18 protein-coding genes are annotated in these 22530 nt (G+C 71.4%); 5 read left to right on the top strand and 13 right to left on the bottom strand.

The features are described from left to right. The first annotated feature begins 379 nt into the window (after window positions 1-379). Window positions 380-1603: an amino acid deaminase/aldolase gene (locus ABIA35_RS34910; protein WP_370360810.1), complete on the top strand. Its 1224-nt coding sequence runs from the start codon at window positions 380-382 to the stop codon at window positions 1601-1603. Beyond that, complete coding sequence (locus tag ABIA35_RS34905; protein WP_370360809.1) at window positions 1600-2172, top strand: AAA family ATPase; 573 nt, start codon at window positions 1600-1602, stop codon at window positions 2170-2172. The genes ABIA35_RS34910 and ABIA35_RS34905 overlap by 4 nt, the downstream gene beginning before the upstream one ends. Window positions 2173-2268: 96 nt before the next feature. Here ABIA35_RS34905 and ABIA35_RS34900 read toward each other — a convergent pair whose 3' ends face one another. From ABIA35_RS34900 to ABIA35_RS34840, 13 genes are all read right to left on the bottom strand, one after another. Next, window positions 2269-2979 (bottom strand): class I SAM-dependent methyltransferase, encoded by a 711-nt coding sequence (locus tag ABIA35_RS34900; RefSeq protein ID WP_370360808.1) that lies wholly within the window; start codon window positions 2977-2979, stop codon window positions 2269-2271. Between the two features lie 13 nt (window positions 2980-2992). Next, window positions 2993-3985: an AAA family ATPase gene (locus tag ABIA35_RS34895; RefSeq protein ID WP_370360807.1), complete on the bottom strand. Its 993-nt coding sequence runs from the start codon at window positions 3983-3985 to the stop codon at window positions 2993-2995. Between the two features lie 52 nt (window positions 3986-4037). Beyond that, a complete protein-coding gene (locus ABIA35_RS34890) occupies window positions 4038-5267 on the bottom strand; it encodes an RNA ligase (protein WP_370360806.1) in 1230 nt (409 codons plus the stop codon). Further along, a complete protein-coding gene (locus tag ABIA35_RS34885) occupies window positions 5260-6342 on the bottom strand; it encodes an RNA ligase (ATP) (RefSeq protein ID WP_370360805.1) in 1083 nt (360 codons plus the stop codon). Before ABIA35_RS34885 ends, ABIA35_RS34890 begins: the two co-directional genes overlap by 8 nt. Window positions 6343-6436: 94 nt before the next feature. Next, complete coding sequence (locus tag ABIA35_RS34880; protein ID WP_370360804.1) at window positions 6437-7264, bottom strand: GNAT family N-acetyltransferase; 828 nt, start codon at window positions 7262-7264, stop codon at window positions 6437-6439. A gap of 83 nt (window positions 7265-7347) precedes the next feature. Next, window positions 7348-8013 carry a DUF899 family protein gene (locus ABIA35_RS34875; protein ID WP_370360803.1) on the bottom strand — a complete coding sequence of 222 codons (666 nt, stop codon included), beginning with the start codon at window positions 8011-8013 and terminating at the stop codon, window positions 7348-7350. A 68-nt stretch (window positions 8014-8081) separates the two neighbouring features. Beyond that, window positions 8082-10652: a polynucleotide kinase-phosphatase gene (locus ABIA35_RS34870; RefSeq protein ID WP_370360802.1), complete on the bottom strand. Its 2571-nt coding sequence runs from the start codon at window positions 10650-10652 to the stop codon at window positions 8082-8084. After that, window positions 10645-12225 carry a 3' terminal RNA ribose 2'-O-methyltransferase Hen1 gene (locus tag ABIA35_RS34865; protein WP_370360801.1) on the bottom strand — a complete coding sequence of 527 codons (1581 nt, stop codon included), beginning with the start codon at window positions 12223-12225 and terminating at the stop codon, window positions 10645-10647. Before ABIA35_RS34865 ends, ABIA35_RS34870 begins: the two co-directional genes overlap by 8 nt. Window positions 12226-12268: 43 nt before the next feature. After that, window positions 12269-12826, bottom strand: coding sequence for an RNA 2'-phosphotransferase (locus ABIA35_RS34860; protein WP_370343900.1), 558 nt, complete (start codon window positions 12824-12826; stop codon window positions 12269-12271). A gap of 177 nt (window positions 12827-13003) precedes the next feature. Then, window positions 13004-15124, bottom strand: a complete 2121-nt coding sequence (locus tag ABIA35_RS34855) for a bifunctional polysaccharide deacetylase/glycosyltransferase family 2 protein (protein ID WP_370360800.1) — start codon at window positions 15122-15124, stop codon at window positions 13004-13006. Between the two features lie 698 nt (window positions 15125-15822). Then, on the bottom strand, window positions 15823-16302 hold the full coding sequence (locus ABIA35_RS34850) for a hypothetical protein (protein WP_370360799.1): 480 nt from the start codon (window positions 16300-16302) through the stop codon (window positions 15823-15825). A 405-nt stretch (window positions 16303-16707) separates the two neighbouring features. Then, window positions 16708-17628 (bottom strand): hypothetical protein, encoded by a 921-nt coding sequence (locus tag ABIA35_RS34845; protein WP_370360798.1) that lies wholly within the window; start codon window positions 17626-17628, stop codon window positions 16708-16710. 337 nt (window positions 17629-17965) lie between these two features. Then, window positions 17966-18739 carry an RNA polymerase sigma factor gene (locus tag ABIA35_RS34840; protein ID WP_370360797.1) on the bottom strand — a complete coding sequence of 258 codons (774 nt, stop codon included), beginning with the start codon at window positions 18737-18739 and terminating at the stop codon, window positions 17966-17968. A 183-nt stretch (window positions 18740-18922) separates the two neighbouring features. Between ABIA35_RS34840 and ABIA35_RS34835 the strand changes: the two genes are divergently transcribed. From ABIA35_RS34835 to ABIA35_RS34825, 3 genes are read left to right on the top strand one after another with little or no spacing between them, the layout of a single operon-like run. Then, window positions 18923-19750 (top strand): enoyl-CoA hydratase family protein, encoded by an 828-nt coding sequence (locus ABIA35_RS34835; RefSeq protein WP_370343906.1) that lies wholly within the window; start codon window positions 18923-18925, stop codon window positions 19748-19750. Further along, window positions 19747-20178 (top strand): RidA family protein, encoded by a 432-nt coding sequence (locus ABIA35_RS34830; RefSeq protein WP_370343907.1) that lies wholly within the window; start codon window positions 19747-19749, stop codon window positions 20176-20178. The genes ABIA35_RS34835 and ABIA35_RS34830 overlap by 4 nt, the downstream gene beginning before the upstream one ends. Continuing rightward, a complete protein-coding gene (locus ABIA35_RS34825; protein ID WP_370343908.1) occupies window positions 20175-22520 on the top strand; it encodes a bifunctional salicylyl-CoA 5-hydroxylase/oxidoreductase in 2346 nt (781 codons plus the stop codon). The genes ABIA35_RS34830 and ABIA35_RS34825 overlap by 4 nt, the downstream gene beginning before the upstream one ends. Window positions 22521-22530: the final 10 nt, after the last annotated feature.

Below are 22530 nucleotides of genomic sequence, written 5' to 3'. Positions count from 1 at the left end.
TAACCCGAATCGCGCACCGCCGCCCGGCCTTTCGCTACTAGCTCCAGTCCTGGCTCCTGTCCTGGCTCCGGTCGCAGCTCCGGTCGTAGCTCCGGTACTACCTCCGGTCCTAGCTCCGGTCGTAGCTCCGGCACTACCCGCGGTCCTAGCTCCCGTCGTGGCTCCGGCACTACCTCCGGTCCTAGCTCCCGTCGTAGCTCCGGCACTACCCGCGGTCCTAGCTCCCGTCGTGGCTCCGGCACTACCTCCGGTCCTAGCTCCCGTCGTAGCTCCGGCACTACCTCCGGTCCTAGCTCCCGTCCTAGCTCCGGCACTACCTCCGGTCCCGCCACCGGCCCTCCCCTAGCTCGCCGCCGCTCACCTGTGCGACGCTGATCCCATGCCCCCCACCCCGCCCGGCCCCGAAGCGGACCGCCGCCGCCTCGACACCGCGACCGCCGGCTTCGAGCCGCCGTTCGCCGCCGTCGACCTGGACGCGTTCCACGCCAACGCCGCGGACCTGACCCGCCGCGCCGCGGGCAAGGCGATCCGCGTGGCCAGCAAGTCGGTGCGCTGCCGGGCGCTGCTGGAGGAAGTGCTGAGCCTGCCGGGCTACCAGGGCATCCTGGGCTTCACGCTGCCGGAGGCCCTGTGGCTGGCCGGACAGGGCTTCGACGACATCGTCGTGGCCTACCCCAGCACCGACCGCGCCGCCTACGCCGACCTGGCCGCCGACCCGGCCGCGCTGGCCGCCGTCACGGTGATGATCGACAGCACCGACCACCTGGACCTGATCGAGAAGGCGGTGGCCGGCGCGCCCGGCGGCCTGCCCGCCCCGATCCGGGTCTGCATCGACATCGACGCCGCCTTCGTCGCCGCCGGCGGCCGGGTCCGCATCGGCGCTCGCCGCTCTCCGCTGCACACCCCGGCGCAGGTCGCCGCGATGGCCCGGGAAGTCCTGCGGCGCGAGGAGTTCAAGCTGGTCGGCCTGATGGCCTACGAGTCCCAGATCGCCGGCGTCGGCGACGCACCCCCCGGCCGCCCCCTGCGCGGCGCCGCGATCCGCGCGATGCAGAGCCGCTCGGCCCGAGAGCTGGCGGCCCGCCGAGGCGCCATCGTCGAGGCGGTACGGGAGCTGGCCCCGTTGGAGTTCGTCAACGGCGGCGGCACCGGCAGCATCGAGCGCACCACCGCCGAGGACGCCGTGACCGAGATCGCCGCCGGCTCGGGCCTGTACCAGCCGTGGTTGTTCGACTCCTACCGCTCCTTCCGCGGCCGCCCCGCAGCGCTGTTCGCCCTGCCGGTGGTGCGCCGCCCGGGCCCGGAGACCGCGACGGCCCTGGGCGGCGGCTACCCGGCCTCCGGCGTGGCCGGCAAGGACCGGCTGCCGCAGCCCTACCTGCCCCCGGGCCTGTCCTACGACCCGAACGAGGCCGCCGGCGAGGTCCAGACGCCGCTGCTGGGCAAGGTCGCGGCGAGCCTGCGCGTCGGCGACCGGGTGTGGTTCCGGCACACCAAGGCCGGCGAGCTGTGCGAGCGGTTCGACACCCTGTACCTCATATCCGGCGACGAGGTGATCCGCTCCGTCCCGACGTACCGCGGCGAGGGCAAAACCTTCTTGTGACCTCAGACCCCTTCCGCCGCCGGATCGTCATGATTTCCGGCGCCCCCGGTGTGGGTAAGACGACGATCGCCCGACCGCTGGCCCGTGCCCTGGGCATGCCGCTGTTCGCCAAGGACAGCATCAAGGAGCGGATCCACGACGTGCTCGTTCAGACCGGGCCCGCCGAGACCGGCCCCGTCGAGCGGGAGTGGTCCCAGCGGCTCGGAGCGGCGGCGATGGAGATGCTGTGGCTGTTGGCCGCCGACGCGCCGGAGTGCGTCCTGGAGGCCAACTTCTGGACCGGCCACGAGCAACAGAACAACTCACTGCGGGCCCTGAGCGAAGGCGGGAAGCTGGTCGAGGTCTACCTCACGGCGCCCCGCGAGGTGGTCATACAGCGGTTCCGCGAACGCGGCGCGGCCGGCGAGCGCCACCCGGTACACCCCGACAAAGAGCTGAGCCCCGAGCGCTGGGAGCGGGACTTCGCCGCACCGATCGGGATCGGGCAGGTGCTGGAGGTCGACGCCACGACGCCGGTGGACGTGGCACAGGTCGCCACCGACGTACGGGCACTACTTGCCCTTGGTTGAGACCTCGTCCCCGTAGTACCTCTCCGTACTACCTCCGTAAGTACCTCCGTCCGCGATCATGCTGCGGCGACCGGCTTCTCAACCTTCTCAACCTTCTCAACCCACGGCGACCCGCTTCTCAGCCCACACCTTCGCGTGCCAGCGCTCCTTGCCCGGCAGCTGCTCCAGGCTGCGGTCCCGAACCGCCAGGCCCGCCGCCTCGATGAGCCCGGTCAGGTGCTCGATCGTGAGCATGAACAGCTCGTACGTCACCGGATGCCCGTACGCCTGCTCCGGCCGCACCCGGTCGTCGATGCCGACGTAGGACCCCCACAGCAACCGCCCGCCGGGCACCAGCGCCCGTGCTACCTCTGAGAACGACGCCGCCACCAGCTCCGGCGGCATCAGGTGCGTGGAGTACCAGGCGAGCGCCCCGCCGAGCGAGCCGTCGGCGACGCCCAGCTCCCCCAGCTCGGTCATCGAGCCGACCTCGAACCGCAGCTCCGGATGCGCCGACCGGGCCAGGGCGATGGTCCGGGGCGACAGGTCCACCCCGAACACCTCGACCCCGCGCCCGGCCAGGAAGGCCGTGATGTGCCCGGGCCCGCATCCCAGATCGGCGACCGGTCCGAGACCGTCGTCCCGGACCCGGTCGGCGAAGGCCGCCAACTCCTCACGAACCTGCGACGCCGACTCCAGCATCGGCTCGACCAGCCGCGCGTAGTCGACCGCGACGGTGTCGAAGGACTCCCGGACCGCGTCGAGGTACGACGACGCCGACCAGGCCGACGAGGCCGACCGGTCCGACCAGTCCGACCAGTCCGTCATCGCAGCAGTCCCCTCAGAAGTCCCCGTAGTCGACCTGCCAGCATGCCAGGCCCATCCGCCGCCACAGCGCCACGACCCGCGAGCGGTCGTCCAGCACGACCCGCACCGCGAACCGGTCCCGCACGTGCGCGTCGAACAGCTCGCTCTTCACGATGTCGTCGGCACGCGTGTCGCCGGCCTTGCGCATCCACAGCTCGTCGTACTTCACGTCGTGCGCCGCCAGCCAGCGCTCCGTGCCCTCGCGCACGTCCTCGCCGCGTCCGGACATCAGGACGATCCGGTCCCCGCGCGCGGCGAACGCGACCAGCGCGTCGGCGGTCGCGACGATCAGCTCGTCGGTCTCCACCTTCTGCCAGTCGTACGGCCCGCGGTTCGTGTTGTCGGCCAGCGTGCCGTCGATGTCGCACATCACCGCGGCCGGCAGCGACGGGTCCGCGACGTAGGTCCGTACCGGCACCACCGCGTTCAGGTCCTGCGCGGTCAGCTTCCAGCCCGAGGACTTCGTCGAGGCCAGCCGCAGCGCCATCGCCCGGATGTGCTCCTCGCCCACCGGGTTCGGACGCTGCGCGTCCCGCTTGACGCACTCCTCGACGTCCACGTCGGTCAGGTCGTGCACCTCGAACGTCGCCCGGCCGCCGAGCAGGTTCTTCAGCCGCTTGGGGATGCGCGACACCAGGTGCGTGTTGTCGACCACGATGTCGAACCCGCTCTGCACCGCGGCCAGCACGACCGCGTCCTGGACCGCCAGCACCGTCTCCTCGTGCCGGCGGCCCAGTCGCTTGGAGCCGTCGTTGTCGTCCATCATCCGGCGCAGCTCGTCCAGGCTGACGCGGCGCATCCGGCCCCCGGACCCGGCCATCATCTGCCGGGCCAGGGTCGACTTGCCCGACGCCGGCAGCCCGCGCATGATGTGCACCACCGGCTTGGCGGCCTGCACGCCGGGCCCGGTGGCCACGGGGTCCGGGCCCGCGTCGGGGAATGCGTCGTCGTAGTAGTCGTCGTCCATCAGCCCTCATTCATTGCGTCGGTCATCGCGCCGGCCATCACACGCCTGCGTGTCAGTTCTCGTCGTCGTCCCGGAACGCCTCGGTCGCCTCCGGCTTCACCGCGCGCCACACGTGCATGGCGATCGGCCGGCCGTCCAGCAGCAGGAACATCCCGGCCCGTACGAACCCGTCGAAGTCCTTCGCGGCCCGGGCGTACGCGCCCCGGTCCGCGGCCAGATGCACCAGCGAGCCGTGCGCGGTCTCGATGGCGGCGGTGAGCTCGGCGGCGCGCGCCTTCAGCTCCTGGCACACCCCTCGCACCCACGCGTCGTACTCGTCCGGCACGTCCTCCAGCAGCGGCGCCAGCGGCCCACCGGGGATCCGGCGCATGCCGACGACCTCGTTGGTCTGCACCCCGACAGCCTGGGCGATCTGCACATCGGTGCACTCCGGGTACAGCTGCACAGCCAGCGCCCGCCACAGGTGGCGCGGGCCGACGCTGGTCAGCCGGTAGTGCAGGGACACGTACCCGGTGAGCTTGGTCTTGGTCCGAACACCGGAGGTGAAACGGATGACCCAGCCCTCGGCGTCGGTGCCGGTGGCATCGGCGCCGTCCAGGTGCTGGTTCTTCTCCGCGAGCGCGGCCAGCACCCCGAAGGTGTCGCTCCAGTCGTAGGTACGCACGACGGCGCCGATCCCGTCCCAGGCCGGGGCGGCCTCGCGCAGCGGCAGCTCGGTCCCGTCGGCCCGGAACGCGGCGAGCAGCACCAGATCGCGGCGGTCGCCGTAGTTCACCACGATGCGGTTCTCGGGGTAGATGATCTCCGCGAGGTAGGTGACCGACGGATCCAGGCCGAAGGTGTCCACCCCGTCGAGGTACCGCTGGGCCCAGGCAGCCTGGTCGGAGATGAACGAGCCCTTGGACGCCGCACGCCAGGCGCCGTCGTAGTGGAAGACGATGCCCAGGGATCCGTCGACCTTGTCGTAGACCTCGAACGGCTCCTCGGGCAGCGCCGGCGCGTAGTCGTAGTTCCCGTGCTGACCGTGGTTGAAGAACTTCGGCAGACACCAGGCGGCCACGCGACCGGTCGTGTCGTCCACGACCAGGCCGCGGGTGCGGGTGGTGACGGGGGTCCAGTACTGCTCGTACTGGCAGGCGCGGCTGTAGGAATAGATCGACAGCGGCAGAGTCGGGTGCCGGCGCCGGGTGACCTTCTCCGCGGCGATCTCGCGCGCGAGGTCCTCCGGATCCAGCACGTCGGACAGCAGGGGGCGCTCCCCCGTCGTCACCTGCTCATTCATACTCAGTCCCCCCGCTTCGCGTCACGTACTCCGCCGACACGATCTTCCCGATCGTGCGGCTCCCCACCACGGCGTTGCCGTGCTCCTGCTGCGAGCGCACGACGATGCCCTCCCGGATGTGGGCACCGGTGCCGCTCACGGTCTCCTTGCCGGAGGCCAGGGCCAGCAACAGCGCCTCATCGTAGGGGCCCTCGTACAACGTCGGCACCAGCGGGATGTCCAAGCCGGTGTCCCGCAGCGCCTGAGACCATTCCGGAGCCCCCAGCCAGCGCAGTTCGCCCTCGACGTCGAGACAGACGTCGAACGCGGCGAAGCCCGGAACGTCCCCGGCGTTGGCCCCGTAGGCCAGGTCCTGGACGCCCTTGCCGTAGACCTCGCCGTAGATGCCGACCCGGCGCGCGCCGTAGGCCTCGGCGATCTTGGCGGCGGCCTCCGGCACGCCGTGGGCCCGCACGGTACGCCAGTACAGGTTCGTCCCGCTCTCGACCAGAGCCAGGTACTTGGACCCGAAGCCCTTGGACGACACCAGGTTCTCCCCGGTCTCAGCCAGGTAGGTGAGCATGCAGCAGGTACCGTGCACCTTCTCGGTGGCCGACACCAGTTCGCCGGGCTCGAAGATACCGGGGTAGCGCGCGATGTTCTCGATGTCGGTCCACGGCAGCAGATCGGCGGCCGAGACGACGTCCCCGGACATACTGATCGGCACCGGCGGCACCCACTTCACGACACCGAGGACCTCGGCGAAGTCCTCGCCGGCCTCGTGCGCGGCGGCCAGGTCAACCCCGTCGAGCGCCTTGGGCCGGCACACGATGCCCTGCGACAGCTCGCCCCGCAGGCGGATGGCCCGCACCCGGTCCTTGCCCGACCCGGCCAGGCGCCCGGTCAGCCCCAGCTCCTCGATCAGCCCGGCGGGCAGCACCGACTGCTCGGGGATGTATATCGCGTGGTCACCGCTCTGGTACGCGCCCTTGGCGACGACGGCCCGGTAGAGGCCGACTTGCGCCAGCTCCAACGCGTCGGCGTTCGGGTGGACGTGGATGGTCAGGGGTTCGGCGGTGACACGCAGGGTGGACATGGGCTTCTCGTCTCGTGGTGGTCAGGGTCCGGATATGGACTCGACGACGACGGTAGAGCCGAGAAAGCCATTGCGCGTACTGAATTATTACCAGCTAAGCCAGCTTCAGCTCGGACCACTGACCGATGGGCCGGTATCCAAGGCGCTGATACAGCGCGTTGCTCGTCGGATTGGCCATGTCGGTGTAGAGCACGACCTGGTAGCCGGCTCCCAGACTGCGCCGACTGACGGCAGCCGTGATGGCGCCCGCGTAACCGCGTCCCCGCAGCAGGGCAGGCGTGTAGACCGGGGCGACGCGCGCCACGCCCGCGACCGGCGTCGTGGTGCCGGCCATGGCGACGGGGACGCCGTCGACCTCCCAGAACAGGAGTTCGCCGTTCGCGAGCCGCCGATCCACGGCGCGCGCCGGGTCCGCGGTCGGCTCGCCGACATCGGTGCCGAAGGCGGAGAACCACTCGATCAGCAGCTCGCGATCGGCATCGGTGACGAGCCGCGCTCGCCCCCGAGGCGCAGGCTCCGGCGGGGTCAGCTCGGCAAGGCGGAACAGGCGGCGGTTCGACGCCACCGTCGCGTGGCGCCCCGCAGCACGCCAGGCCTGTACGAAGGCCCGCGTGCTGCTGTCGGGCCCGCTGAGGCCCGGAACCTCGGCCAGCACATCGACCAGCGCCCGCACAGCGCGTTCTGGCGCTTCCGACACCAGGGCAGGCATCGGGGGCGTCCGCAGGAATGCGCCTCGCACCTCGGAAGCGGGATCGGAATCGGAATCGCGGTACCAGCCGAAAGACGCTGGCGTATCCCCGTAAGCCGTGGGGCCGGACGCCCGCAACGACTCCAGCACCGTCAGCAGCACGGTGTTCCGCACGGGGTCGGACAGCAGGAACTCCCTCGCCGCGCCCTCGAACTCGTCGATGTCAGAAGTCACATGCCAAGTCATGTCTTACGGTTGCACACGCCGCCGCGACCCCGCACCCGAGTTCTGGCCTCCAGTACTGCCCCTTGTCAGCCTCAGTATTCGCGCCGCGGGTACCACGCCGAGCCGCGACCGGTCGGGGTGAGGTCGAGGATGTTCCACAGCGGCCATCCGGCGTCGATGTGCCGCGTGTCCTGCCCGGGGTCCCCGGGGACGAAGATGAGTTCGGAGCTGTAGCGGTGGCGGACCTCGCCGTCGACGTCCTTGGCGAAGACATGGATGATCGACTCCTGGTCGCCGTGCTCGTCCTCGCCGTGGTAGTCCCGGTTGAACATGTTGTCCGCCGAGGAGACCATCGTCAGGCCGTCCCAGCCGCGGCCCTCGGCGTACTCCAGGATGCGGGGCAGCGGCGACTTCGCCACGACCGCGAGACCGACCTGCTGCGTGATGTGCCGGGCGTTGCCGTTGAGGCCGTCAAGGAAGCTGGTGCACATCGGGCAGGCGGCGTCCATCTCGGGCCCGTACATGAAGTTGTAGAGGATGAGGGTCTGCTGACCGGGGGCGAACAGGTCCGCCAGCCGGACCTCGCCGTCCACGCCGTGGAAGACGTAGTCGTCGACCGCGCCGCCGACCGGGAGGGCGCGCCGCTGTTCGGCGACGCGCTCCACCTGGCGGCGCAGCTCGACCTCTTCCTGCAGAAGGGCGTCACGTGCGGTGCGGTATTCGGTGGACTCGCCGGGGAAGCGTTTGGCCTGCGCCATGCACCCCACTCTTCTCCTGACCGGTGTCCCTCACAACCGCAGGTTCGCGGAAAGCCCTCGCCGAGCGACTACAACCGAGGGTCCACCGGCTCCGACTCCAACGCCAGCACCGCGAACACCGCCTCGTGCACCCGCCACAGCGGCTCGCCCCCGACGAAGCGCTCCACCGACTCCAGGCCCAGCGCGTACTCCCGGCTCGCGAGCGAGCGCTTGCGGCCCAGGCCCCGGTGGCGCAGGCGGTCCAGGTTCGGCGGCTCGAGGTACTCCGGGCCGTAGATGATGCGCAGGTACTCCGGTCCGCGGCACTTCACGCCCGGCTGGACCGGCCCGCGCCGGCCCGCCGTGAAGCCGTGCAGAGGCTTGACCACCATGCCCTCGCCGCCGGCCGCGGTCATCGTCTGCCACCAGGCCGTCGCCTCGGCGACCGAGGCCTCGTTCTCCAGGTCGACGATGCGCCGCTCGGTGCGTGTGAAGAACTCCGGGTCGGCCTCGACCAGGCGGTCGGCCAACGCGATGTGCCAGTCGTTGCCCTTGGTCACAGCGTGGTTGGCCCCCTGCGATGCCAGCACCTGGAACGGCGCCAGCCGCAGCCCCTCCAGCCCGTCCACCGGCCAGCAGTAGCGCCCGTACGCGGTGGTGAAGGCCAGCGCGTCCGTGAGCCGCCGCTCCTGGCGAGCGGCAAGTTCCCCGACATCCAGCCCCCGAGCCACAGCGGCGCCCAGCACCGAGGTGGCAGCCGTCAGCGACACCCGCGCCGCCGCACCCACCGCGGCGTACTGATCCCGCAGCAGCCCCATCGCCTTCGCCGACCACGGCAGCAGCTCGCAGTCCAGCAGCAGCCAGTCCGTCTCCAGCTCCGACCACACGCCTGCGGCGTCAACAGCCGAGCGCACCCGCGCCAGCACCGCCTCGATCTGCTCGGGCCGGTCGAAGAACGGCCTGCCGGTACGCGTGTAGACGGCACCCGTGCTGCCGTCCTCGACCCCGAAGCGGGCCCGTGCGGCGTCGGCGTCGCGCGCGATGACGACCACCGCCCGGGACCCCATGTGCTTCTCCTCGCACAGCAGCTCCCTGACGTCCTCCTCCCGGTACGCCGCGAAAGCCTCGGCCGGGTGCTCCAAAAACCCCGGCAGCGTGGACGTCGCACACGGCGCCATCGTCGGCGGCAGGTACACCAGCCAGCGCGGGTCCACCGCGAACCGGCTCATCACCTCCAGCGCCGCGGCGGCGTTCTCCTCCTGCACGGTGACCCGGCCCAGGTGGCGCGCCTCCACGGTGCGCCGACCGAGCACGTCGTCCAGGTCCAGCACGCCAGGGTCACGCCGCACCACACCAGCGCCGGAGGCAAACGTCGTGGCCTGCAACGGACGCACCGGCTCGTACCAGACTCGCTCGGCCGGCACCGATACCGGTTCACGCTCGGGGTAGCGCAGAGCGCTGAGCCGCCCGCCGAACACCACACCGGTGTCCAGACACAGCGTGTTGTTGACCCACTCCAGGTCCAACACCGGAATGTGCCCGTACAGCACCATCGCCGGGCCCCGGTAGTCGTTGGCCCACGGGTAGCGCACCGGCAGCCCGAACTCGTCGGTCTCCCCGGTGGTCTCCCCGTACATCGCGAAGGAGCGGACCCGCCCCGAGGCGCGTCCCTGGTACTCCTCCTTGAGGCCGGCGTGGGCCACCACCAGCGTGCCGCCGTCCAGGACGTAGTGGCTGATCAACCCGTCGCAGAAGGCACGGACCCGCTTGCGGAAGTCCTCGTCCTGGGCCTCCAGCTGCGTCAGCGACTCGGCCAGGCCGTGGGCGACCTTGACGTTGCGTCCATTCAGAGCGCGGACCAGCTTGTTCTCGTGGTTGCCCGTGACACACAGCGCGTGCCCGGCCTCGACCATCCCCATCGCCAGCCGCAGCACGCCGGGTGTGTCGGGACCCCGGTCGACCAGGTCGCCGACGAACACCACCGTACGACCTTCGGGATGCACAGCGTCGACGGGACGCCCGTGCTCGTCCCGGGCGAGGGTGTAGCCAAGCGTGGCGAGCAGCGTCTCAAGCTCGGCGCGACAGCCGTGGACGTCGCCGATGACGTCGAACGGGCCGGTGAGCTCACGCTTGTCGTTGTACGCCTTCTCATAGGCGATGACGGCCGCGTCGACCTCCTCGACGCTCTTCAGGACGTGCACCTTGCGGAAGCCCTCACGCGACAGGTTCCGCAGCCCGTTGCGCAGCTCGCGGCGCTGCCTTGCGATGACGCGCGCGGGCAGGTCGGCCCGGTCGGCACGCTCGGCGTTGCGGTCGACACAGACACGCTCGGGGATGTCGAGCACGATCGCGACCGGCAGCACGTCGTACTCGCGCGCCAGCTTCACCAGCGACTCACGCGCCTTGCTCTGCACGTTCGTGGCGTCCACGACGGTCAGCAGGCCCCGGCGCAGACGGACGCCGGCGATGTGGTGCAGGAGCGCGAAGGCCTCAGGGGTCGCGGACTGGTCGTTCTCGTCGTCGGAGACGATGCCGCGGCAGGCGTCGGAGGAGACGATCGCGGTCGAGCGGAAGTGCTTGCGGGCGAAGGTGGACTTGCCGGAGCCGCTGGTGCCGATCAGCACGACCAGCGACAGCTCGGGGACGGCCAGGTCAGACATCGGCCGAGGCCTCCTTCTTGGTCAGGGTGAACAGCGCGAGCTGGGTGGACGGCCCGAGCTCCGGGTCGATCTCGCCGACGGGCTTGAACCGGACGTCGTACTCGTACGACGCGGCCACCCGTTCGGCCCAGGCACGGAACTCCGCACGCGTCCACTCGAAACGGTGGTCGCTGTGCCGGAACCGGCCGGCCTCCAGCGTCTCGTACCGGGCGTTGTACTCGATGTTGGGCGTGGTTACCACAACGGCACGGGGGTGCGCCGCGCGGAAGACGGCGTGCTCCAGCGCGGGCAGACGGTGCGGGTCGACGTGCTCGATGACCTCCATCAGGACCGCGGCGTCGTATCCGGCCAGCGCGGCGTCGGTGTAGGTCAGGGCGCCCTGGCGCAGGGTCAGGCGCGCCTTGACGCGTTCGGGCAGGCGATCGACGCGCAGCTTGCGCGCGGCCATCTGGAGCGCGCGGGCCGAGACGTCGATGCCGACGACCTCCGTGAACGCCTTGTCCTTGAGCAGGTCGCGCAGCAGCGCGCCCTCGCCGCAACCAAGGTCCAGGACGCGGGAGGCCTCGGCCTCGTGGAGGGTCTCGACGACGGCCGCGCGGCGGGCGGTCGCCAGGGACAGCTTGCGTTCCCTCGCCTGGCTCACCTTCGGGTCGGATTCGTTGACCTCGGCGGGCGCGGCGGCGGATCCTTGAGCTTGTTCGCCGGGCGCGCCTTCCTTGTCTGTGATGGTGAGCCCCCTGGGCGGGTGGGGTCCGTCTACCGGTTCGGATTCGGTCTCGACCGCCTCGAACCCCACCGCGTTGTCCAGCACCTCCGGCTCGACGTCGTCCACCTCCGCCAGCCGCGCCAGCGCCTCCCGCACCAGCGGCTGGCGCCGTGCCAGGTACCGGCGCGCGATCATGCCGCGCATCGGGTGCGTACCGAGCCAGCCCTCGCCGACGCGTACCAGCTTGTCGACCTCGTCGTTGGCGACCCAGTAATGCTTGGCGCCGTCGAGGGCGGCCAGCAGCACGAACAGGTGCGACAGCGCCTCGGACAGGCGCAGCGTCCCGGTGAGGGTCAGCTTCGTGTAGCGCGAGGCGCCCCATTCCGGGAACGCCGGGTCCAGCGCCACCGGCTCGGCCTCCACGGCCCAGCCCAGCGGTTCGAACAGTGACACGGCCAGTTCCGGCTCGCGACAAATGAGCGCCGGCACCTCGATGCGCAGCGGGATTGCCATGGCAGCCAGCTCCGGGCGCTGGTCGCAGCGGCCGCGCAGCGCGGTGCGGAAGACGTGCCCCAGGGCCGAGGCCAGCAGCGAGGACGCCGCGTACGGCCGGTCGTTGACGTACTGCGACAGCGCGAAGTCCTGGCTGGTACGACCTCGGCCGCGCACCAGCGCGATCGGGTCCACCTCCAGCAGCAACGCGGCGGTGCACTCCTGCTCGCCGGCGACCGGATAGAACACGTGGGCCGTGCCGTAGGTCACGGAGAAGGCCTGGACCCGCCCCGGATTCTTGTGGAGCAGGAAGCCCAGGTCAGTGGCCGGCCAGTCGGCGCCGGGCGGCGCCGTCGCGGTAATCGTCAGGAGCATTGCACGATCGTGGCGGACCGGCCCCGACCGGGCAACCTGGTATTCAGCCGGTGGCCGGGACCTCGCGCAGGTACTCCGCCGGCACGGCGTCGGTCAGCCACACGCCGTTGCCCGTCACGAAGAACGGGTAGCCCTCGGCCTGCATGCGCGCGGCGGCGACGGCCAGCACCGCCGGCTTGCCGTGCCGGGATCCGACCCTGACCGCCGTGTCCAGGTCCTGCGACAGGTGCACGGCGTGGCGCTTCATCGGCAGCAGCCCGTCACGCCAGATCAGGGTGAGCGTGCTCTGCGCGGTGCCGTGGAACAGCACCTCGGGCGGCTCGGCGGCGGCGTAACCGAGTTCGACCGGTACCGAATGACCCTGCCGGGCCCGGATCAGCGTCCCGGTGTCGTCGAGCTCGAACCGCTGCTTGTTGTTCTGCGCCACGACCTCGTCGAGCTGCGCACGGCCGAAACGCTGGCCCCGGGCTGCGGCGTTGGCCAGCAGCTGATCGATCGACACCCAGCCGGCGCCGTCCATCGTCAGGCCGATCGCTTCGGGGTGGTGGCGCAGCCAGTTCGACATCCGCTTCGACAAGCGGACCATGTCCTTCTCATTCATATTGGCGACCAAGGTCCCGCAGCCCGGAGGCAGATCGCAACCGGGTTTGCGCCAAGTCCGGAGAAAATGCATTCGGCTCCGGGTCCCGCCGGGAATGGGCGACGGGTTCCGGAGCCGAACGCTGTACGAGATGCCACCTTCTCGCCGTTAATAGAGGCGTCGAGGCCCGCTCTGGCGTTACACCCCTTGCTGACCTGCGACGGAAGCCCCCGCCGAGGAGGTACCACCGAGGCTGCCGTAGCGCTGCACCCGCTGCCACCGCAGCCGGGTGCCGACGACCGCCGTCACCAGAGAGTGGATCACCACGAGGTACATCAGCTGGCGGTAGACGACCTGCTGTAGCGGAAGGGTCCACAGCGCGGTCGGGCGCTCATGGTCCAACGTGAAGGCGTACAGCGCCATCACCATCTGGACCGCAAGGAAGGCCAGCCAGACCGCGCCGACGCGCGCGGCGTCGTTGAAGACGAGCCCGTAGACGGCGAACACGTCCACGACCGGCGCCAGCAACGGCATCAGCACCTGGAACAGCAGCATGTAGGTCAGGCCACGGCGTCCCAGCTTGCCCTCGGCGCCCCGGCGCAGGACGCTGCGACGGTGCTTCCACATGGCCTGCAGCGTGCCGTAGCACCACCGGTAGCGCTGCCGCCAGAACTGCCGGAGTGAGGACGGTGCCTCGGTCCAGGCGATCGCGCGCTCCTCGTACACCGCACGCCAGCCGTCCCGGATCACCGCCATCGTCAGGTCGGTGTCCTCGGCCAGCGTGTCGTCGCTGACCCCGCCGACCCGGGCCAGCGCCTCGCGCCGGAACGCGCCGACCGCACCCGGCACCGTCGGCATGCAGCCGGCCAGGTCGTACATCCGGCGTTCCAGGTTGAACCCGACCACGTACTCGATGTGCTGCCAGCGCCCCAGGATGCCCTTGCGGTTGCCGACCTTGGCGTTGCCGGAGACCGCCCCGACCGAGAGATCGGCGAACGGCTGCACCAGGTGCGCGACCGTTTCAGGTTCGAAGACGGTGTCGCCGTCCATCATCACCAGCAGATCGCCGCGCGCCGCGGCGGTGCCGGTGTTGAGCGCGGCGGGCTTGCCGGCGTTGGGCTGGCGGATCAGGCGCAGCGGCGGCAGGCCGGGGCGACGGCGGCGGATCAGCTCCTCGACGACCGCGGAGGTGCCGTCGGTGGAACCGTCGTCGACGACGATGATCTCGATCGGGTACGTACTCGCCGACAGCGACTCGACCGTGGCCCGGATGCCGGCTTCCTCGTTGTACGCCGGGACGATCACCGACACCGGCCGCGTCACCGGCGGCCCCCACGGCACGGCGCGGCGCCGACGGTGCCGCCGAGCCGCGCCAAGGAGGAGCACGACGCGCACCGCGCCGACGACCCCGGACAGGAGCACCGCCCAGCCAAGCCAGCGCACGACGAAATCCGACACCTGGACCGCGAGGATCAGGCCTTTGCCCTTCCACCGGGCGACGGTGTCGGCCGGGGCCAGCGGTGAGGGGGCGCCGACCGCTCCGGTCACGGTGTCGAAGGCGTAGCCGCGGGCTTGCAGGGCCGGGATCAGCTGGTCCAGGGCCGCGACGGTCTCCGACCGGTCGCCGCCGCCGTCGTGCATCATCAGGACGAAGCCGGGGGGCGGCGCGGCCGAGGTTGCCTTCCCTTTCGCCGGGACCGCCGGGGCCGACGGGATCGACGCATCAAGGATCTTCTGCACGCCCTCCCGCTGCCAGTCCTGGCTGTCCCGGTCGGTGAGGACCACGAGGTAGCCGTGCTTGCCCGCGTCCTGGATCGCCGCCCAGTCCAGCCGGTCGACCGCGTCGGGCTCGGAGGAGTACGGCGGACGTAACAACGGCGTGGAGATCCCGGTCGCACCAGCGATCGCCGACTGGGTCTGGGAGAACTCCAGCGAACGGCGCCAGGCCGGTGCGGTGCCGAGGTCGTCGTGCGTGAAGGTGTGGATGCCGACCTCATCGCCGTCGGCGACCTCGTCGCGCACCAGACCAGGGTCCTCGGCCACATGCGCGCCGATGACGAAGAACGTGCCCGGGACGTGGTGCTTGGCCAGCACGGCCAGCACCTGCGGAGTCCACTGCGGATCAGGACCGTCGTCGAACGTCAGCGCGACCTTGCCCGGCTGCACCGCCAGCGAACGCTGAGCCCCGGCCCGGGTGTCCACGACCGGACCACCATCGGTGATCGACGCCGGAACGCCGACGTTGCCCAGCGGCTGATGCGGACCACCACTGCCCTCGGCCCCGACCTGGTGATTAAGGATGCCGCCAAGTGTGAGCATCGAAGCCAGCGTGAGCAGCAGAACGGCCATCACAAGCCAGTGGCTGCGCGGAGTGCGCACCGCAACCGCTCGATGCCCGGCCCCGGACCGACGCGGCGGACGCCCCGGCCCCGGCGGAGGCGGCGGCGCACCGGCGGGACGGACGTTGGGCCCGGGATAGCTGTCGGGGCCCGGCGGGTAACCGCCGGGCGGATGCGGACCGCGCGGCGGCGGGTGGCCGTCACCGGGGTGGGGACGGGGTGGGTGGCGACCTGCGGGAGCTGGGCGGGCCGAGGGACCAGGACCGTAGCCGGCATGGGAATCAGGCCGGGACCAGTGGCCGGAGCCAGCCGGACCAGGCTCGTGGCCGTCATGCGACTCGAGCTGCGACCGGCCGCCGGAAGCAGCCTGATCGGGCTCGTAGTCGGCAGGCGACTCAAGCTGCGACCAACCACCAGTACCAACCTGATCGGCCTCGGATCGAAGACCATAACCGGCATGTGGATCGGCCTGAGGTCGGCGATCGGACCGGTAGTCGCCAGATTGGTAGCCATCAGGTCCAAAGCCATCGGATCCGTAGTGGTCAGAACCGTAGTGGCCGTCGCAGCCGCGGTGGCCGTCGTAGTCGCGGTGGCCGTCGTGGTCGTAGTCGTCGTAGTCCGAACCGTAGCGATCAGCGTCGTGGCCCGACTGCGAAGGAGTGGGCATGTCCGCCGCCCTCAGCTGCTCTGGCCCGGAGCCGGCGACTTGCGCCGGGTGTGCCCGGGCGGCGTGGGATTGCCGTGTGTGTTCCCCGGGCTCGTCGCCGCGGACGTGCCGGTCGGCGTCGGCACCTGCGTCGGCGCCTCAGACGTGGTGGGCGTGGGCTCCGGCGGCGCGCTCTGCCGCAGAGCCCCACCCGGCGTGGTGGCCCGTTCCCCGGGCCGGTGGTCGGTACTGCCGGCGGCGGGTGCCGCGTCCTGACCAGAGCTCGGCTTTGCCGACGGTCCAGCGTTCGCCGACGACGCAGGTACCTGCGCCTTGCCCGACGGGATCCCGGGCACCGGCAGCAACGCGTTCGGCGGGATCGGTCCGCCGGCGAAGCTCACCGCGAGCAGTCCGCCATATCCGGCCAGCACCACGACCGCCGCCAGCGACGCACGCCGGGCCAGCTTGCGCCGCCGCCCCGAGGCGTCCACGAAGATCGGGACCCCGGACACCGAGCGACCCGCGTTCGGAGCGCTCGCTGCCGGACCCTCCGTCGTCGTAGCACCCGCCGCGGTGTCAGGCCTCGCATGCCCGGCAACCGCATTCGCGGGCGCCGCATGCTGTCCGGGCCCTACACGCCCGGTTTCCGTGGGGCCTGCGCCGACCGCCGCCCCGACCAGCGTCGCGCCATCGCCCCCCGCCAACGTCCGCTGCTGTCGTCCCGCCGGGGTCTGCACTGTTCGCCGTGTCCTTCGCCGTCTGGTGATGGTTGTGCCCCGCCGCGTCGCAGCGGGGCACAACCTGGAGGACCGGCCGGCAGGGATGGGTACGGCCGGGCTCGCATGCCGCGAATCCCTCTTGCGGGAATAGGCGCGCCGAGCCCGTCTGCCGTTACTTCACCAGGTCAGAGCACGGCTTCAGTGTTTGACGCGGGACGGGTCCGGCGTGTGGCTGTGTCCGTTGCCGTTCCCGTCCGGCGAGGAGGTGCTCGCCGGGACGAAGGTCCCGCTGCTGGACGAGGTCGGGTTCGGCTTGTGGTCGTGCGACGGGGACGGGGTCGCCGGCGTCGAGGCGGGCGGCGTCGTCGGAACACCGGTCGGCTGCGGGATGGGGCTCGTGGGCGCCGCGAGCACCTGCGCGCAGTAGCCTGCGATCTTGTCCGCGCCGCCGGCCAGCGTGGCGAGCCTGCGCTTGTCGTGCTCGCTCAGCCCGTCCTTGTCGTTGCCGTTCCCGTTCGAGTCGCCTTTGTGCGCGACGTAGGTACGGCACAGCGCCACCACATCGGCAGCCGGGGCCGACGTGCTCGGCGCCGAGCCGTCCGAGGCGCCCACCGGCGTCCCGGGCGGGAGCCCTCCGTTGCTGGAGGGGTCGCCGGACGCCCGGTTCGGGCTCTGCGAAACCTTCGATCCCGGGTGCCCCGACGCCGAACCCGGCGCGGACGCCATGGTCTGCCCGGTTCGCGGATCGGGGTCCCGGTCGGGTACGCCGACGCCGCCGAGCACCTGGTGCGCGGCCCGCTGAATCGGCGAGGGCAGCACGTCGGCCTCGGCCGCGACCGCCACGCCGGTGACGGTCAGCGCCCCGGCCACGGCGGCCAGCTTCACACCGATCAGCCGCCGCAGCGGCACCCCGGCTCCGCGCCGGACCGGTGTGGTCCCGGCGCTTCCCGCGGTTCCCGCGGCCCCGGCGGTTCCTGCGTTCTCGAACGCCCTGCGTGCCGCCTCGTAGCCGCGCAGCTCCTGCGGCCACGGCGGCGCGGTCGCCGCGGACAGGACCCGGGCCAGCGCCCGCATGTCCGCCGACGGCCCGAGGTCCGCGAGGAAGTCCACGCTGCTCACGGTCGTGCCACCTCCGTTGTCCCCCGAGCCTGCGTGTCCGTCCGGCGTCCAGCCCCCTTCCGGGGCCGCCGGAGCGGTGGATCCCGCTGAGCCTGGTGCGCCTTCGGTGGCATCTCCGGCGCCGTCCCAACCGGCCGAGTATGGCATCCGTCGCGGTGATCCGGCGACGGCAGAATTTCCGCTACCCGGAAGAGCGGCCGGACCTGGGCCGGGATGCCGATACCCGTTTCCGACACCGGACTGTCGATCCGGAGTGGGAACCGTGGGAATCGGGGCCGGGCCGAGGCCGGCGGTTCGGAACGCTTCCAGCAAGCGTTCGGCCTCATCGTCGCTGAGCTCAGCCATACTCCGCACCCTTCACCGTGCGCGAGCCCCGCCCGTTGCGGCCGGGCCCCGCGTCGCCGGCCCCCTCCATCCCCCCGTTGGCGCCCGAATTGCCCGTCGTCCCCGTACTACCTGTCGTCTCCGTACTACCTGTCGCGCCAGTACTACCCGTAGTACCGGTGTCGTGGCCGGTGTCGCCGTCGGCCTGCTGCTCGGCCAGGATCGCCGCGAGCCGCTTGAGCCCGCGCATGGCCGCGATCCGCACCGCGCCGTCCCGCTTGTCCAGCACCTTCGCCGTCTGCGCCACGTCCATCCCGGCGACCACCCGCAGCAGCACCGCCTCGGCCTGGTCCTTGGGCAGCCGGGCTATCAGCCGCAGGGCGCGCTCGGTGTCCTCGCGTTCGGCGGCGGCGCGCTCGGTGTCGTCGGGGGCCGGCCAGTCGGTGACGTACTCGGCCACGTCGCCGTTGTCCTCCTTGCGGCGCGAGGCCTTGCGCAGCTCGTCCAGGGCGCGGTGGCGCGCCACCCGGAACAGCCAGACGCGGAACCCGGCCGCGTCGCCACGATACCCGCGCACATCCTTGGCGGCCTGCAGCCAGGTCTCGCTGGCCACGTCCTCGGCGGCGTCACCGACGACGGCGCGCAGGTAGCGCAGCAGCAGCGGATGCAGGGCATGCCAAAGCTCTGCGAATCCCGTCTCCTCGCCGCGGCGGGCCGCGGCCAGGGCGGAATCCAGATCGCCCCAGGCCAAGCCGTACCCCTCCTCGAACCATGCGTGCACGAGCACCGCCGCTGCTACAGCTTGTCGCCGCCCGAACGATACACGCCCGCGCGGCCCCGCCCGACCTGGCGGGGCGACACGCCACCGCCAGGGGTATGGCGTTTCCTTGACGACAGTCATACATTGGTGATGACCAGGCGACCCGCGCCGGTCCGGACCCGTCCGCGACAGAACACCGGGAGGACACCGATGAGCCCGTTCCGGGGTTCGGTCCCGTTCACCGACAAGTGGGACCACTTCGGCGTCGAGCACGCCGACGGAGTCACGACCGTGACCCTCAACCGTCCCGACAAGATCAATGCCTTGACCTTCGAGGCCTACGCCGACCTGCGCGACCTGCTCGCCGAGCTGCCGCACCGCGGCGACACCCGGGTGCTGGTGCTGCGCGGGGAGGGCCCGGGCTTCTGCTCGGGCGGGGACGTCAACGAGATCATCGGCGAGCTGCTGAAGATGCGCCCGGACGAGCACCTGGCGTTCACGCGCATGACCGGGGACGTGGTCCGCGCGATCCGCGAGGTCCCGATCCCGGTGATCGCCTCGATCCACGGCATCGCCGCCGGCGCCGGCTCGGTGCTGGCCCTGGCCGCCGACTTCCGGATCGTGGCCCGCTCGGCGCGCTTCGCGTTCCTGTTCACCAAGGTCGGGCTGTCCGGCTCCGACATGGGCGCGGCCTACCTGCTGCCGCGGATCGTCGGGCTGGGCAACGCCACCAAGCTCCTGATGCTCGGCGACACCGTCAAGGCCCCGGAGGCCGACAGGTACGGCCTGGTCAGCGAGCTGGTCGAGGACGACGACCTGGTGGCCGCGACCGCCGCACTGGCCCGCCGGCTGGCCGACGGCCCGGCCCTGGCCTACGCCCAGACCAAGATGCTGCTGACCCGCGAGCTGGACATGGGCCTGTCGCCGTCGCTGGAGATGGACGCCGCAGTCCAGGCGCTGCTGATGAACACCCGCGACCACGCCGAGTTCCACCGGGCGTTCAACGCCAAGGAGACGCCGAAGTGGGAGGGCCGATGAGCACGCAGCCGACGTCCCCGCAGCCGACCCCGCACGAGCTGGTGAACCCGCCGGAGCTGGCCCCGGCCATCGGCTTCTCCCACGCCGTGGCCGCAGCCGGCGGCCGCACGGTCTACCTCGGCGGCCAGGCCGGGATCCACCCCGACGGCACGGTCGACCCGAAGGCCACCCTCGTCGAGCAGTTCGACCTGGCGCTGGCCAACATGGCCACGACGCTGGCCGCCGCCGGCGCCAAGCCCGAGCACCTGGTGACCGTCACCGTCTTCGCCACCGACGCCGAGCAGTACCGCGCGGACCTGAAGGAACTCGGCGCCATCTGGCGCCGCCACCTCGGCAAGCACTACCCCGCGATGGCCTTCTTCGAGGTCAAGGGCCTGTTCGACCCGGCGGCGCTGGTGGAGCTGACCGGCGTCGCGGTGGTGCCGTGAGCTCCGGGGCGGCCAGGCGGATCGCGGTCGTCGGCGGCGGCCCGGGCGGGCTGTACTTCGCGGCGCTGGCCAAGCAGCTGGACCCGGCGGCGACCGTCGACGTCTGGGAGCGCAACGCCGCCGACGACACCTTCGGCTTCGGCGTGGTCTTCTCCGACGAGACCCTCGGCGGCATCGAGCACGCCGACCGCCGGATCCACGAGGCGATGGCCGCCGAGTTCGCCCGCTGGGACGACATCGACGTGCACTACCGCGGCAAGGTCGTGACCTCCGGCGGCCACGGCTTCGCGGCCCTGAGCCGGGTCCGGCTGCTGCAGATGCTCCAGCGGCGCTGCGCCGACCTGGGCATCGCCGTGCGCTACCTCACCACGGCCCCGCCGACCGAGCAGCTGGCCGCCGAGTACGACCTCGTGGTCGCCGCCGACGGTGTGAACTCGGCGATCCGCACCAAGTACGCCGACGCCTTCCGGCCCTCCGTCAGCACCCACGACTGCCGCTACATGTGGCTCGGCACGGACCTGGTCTTCGACGCCTTCCGCTTCCAGGTCCAGCCGACGCCGTACGGCGTCATGCAGGTCCACGGCTACCCCTACGACGCGCACGGCTCGACCTTCATCGTGGAGATGCACGAGCGGGTCTGGCGCGCGGCCGGCTTCGACCGCCTCGCGGCCCGCGACTTCGCCCCCGGCGAGAGCGACCACGAGAGCATCGCCCAGATCGCCGAGATCTTCGCCGACATGCTCGGCGGCCACCGGCTGATCGCCAACAACTCGCGCTGGCTCAGCTTCGCGACCGTCACCACCGCGCGCTGGTCGCACGACAACATCGTGCTGCTCGGCGACGCCGCCCACACCGCGCACTTCTCCATCGGCTCCGGCACGAAGCTGGCCATGGAGGACGCGCTGGCCCTGGCGGCGTGCCTGCACGAGAACCCGGACACCGCCTCGGCCCTGGCCGCGTACGAGGCCGAGCGCCGCCCGGTGGTCGCATCCACCCAGCGCGCCGCGGCGGCCTCCCTGCGCTGGTTCGAGGACCTGGGCCGGTACACCGACCAGGAGCCGTTGCAGTTCGCGTTCAACCTCCTCACCCGCTCACGCCGGGTCACGTACGACAATCTGAAGCTGCGCGACCCGGAGTTCGTGGCGGAGGTGAACGGCGACAGCACTCCCCCGATGTTCCGCCCGTTCCACCTCCGGGAGCTGACACTGAAGAACCGCGTGATCGTCTCCCCGATGGACATGTACTCGGCCCGCGGCGACGGCATGCCGAACGACTTCCACCTCGTCCACCTGGGCTCCAAAGCCCTCGGCGGCGCCGGACTGGTGATGACTGAGATGGTCTGCGTCTCGGCCACCGGCCGCATCACCCCGGGCTGCACCGGGATGTACACCGAGGAGCAGGAGGCGGGCTGGCGCCGGATCGTGGACTTCGTCCACGCGCAGTCGACCGCGGCGATCGGCCTTCAACTCGGCCACTCGGGCCGCAAGGGCTCGACGAAGCTGATGTGGGAGGGCATCGACGAGCCGCTGGCGGAGGGCAACTGGCCGGTGGTCGGACCCTCGCCGCTGCCGTACAAGCCCGGTGTGAACCAGGTCCCGCACGAGCTCTCCACCACCGAGCTCGACGCGATCAAGGCCGAGTTCGCCGCCGCGGCCGAACGAGGCGCCCGAGCCGGCTTCGACCTGCTGGAACTGCACTGCGCCCACGGCTACCTGCTGTCCAGCTTCCTGTCGCCGCTGGCCAACCAGCGCACCGACGAGTACGGCGGCTCGCTGGAGAACCGCCTGCGCTTCCCCCTTGAGGTGTTCGACGCGGTGCGCGCCGTATGGCCGTCCGAGCGCCCGATGACGGTCCGCGTCTCGGCGACCGACTGGGCCCCCGGCGGCGTGGACGGCGCGGAATCAGTGGAGATCGCCAAGGCCTTCGCCGCCCGCGGCGCCGACGCCATCGACGTCTCCACCGGCCAGGTCACCCACGCCGAGAAGCCCGAATACGGACGCTCCTACCAGACCCCGTACGCCGACCGCATCCGCCACGAAGCAGGCATCGCCACCATCGCCGTGGGAGCCATCTCCTCCTACGACGACGTGAACTCGATCCTGCTCGCCGGCCGCGCAGACCTGTGCGCCCTGGGCCGCACGCACCTGTACGACCCACAGTGGACCCTGCACGCCGGCATCGAGCAGGAGTACAACGGCCCCGGCGCAGCGTGGCCGGCACCGTTCCGCGCCGGCGCGCGCAAGCCGGCCTCAGGCCGGACGGACGGTCCTCGGCCACGGCTGGAGCTGATCCGGGAGGGCGTCGGCGAGACGGCGCACGCCCGGTGGCGGCCGGGAGGGTAATCCCCGAGCA

It is taken from the genome of Catenulispora sp. MAP12-49 (assembly GCF_041262705.1).
Lineage (GTDB): Bacteria > Actinomycetota > Actinomycetes > Streptomycetales > Catenulisporaceae > Catenulispora.
This window is presented reverse-complemented; position numbering and strand designations above follow the sequence as displayed.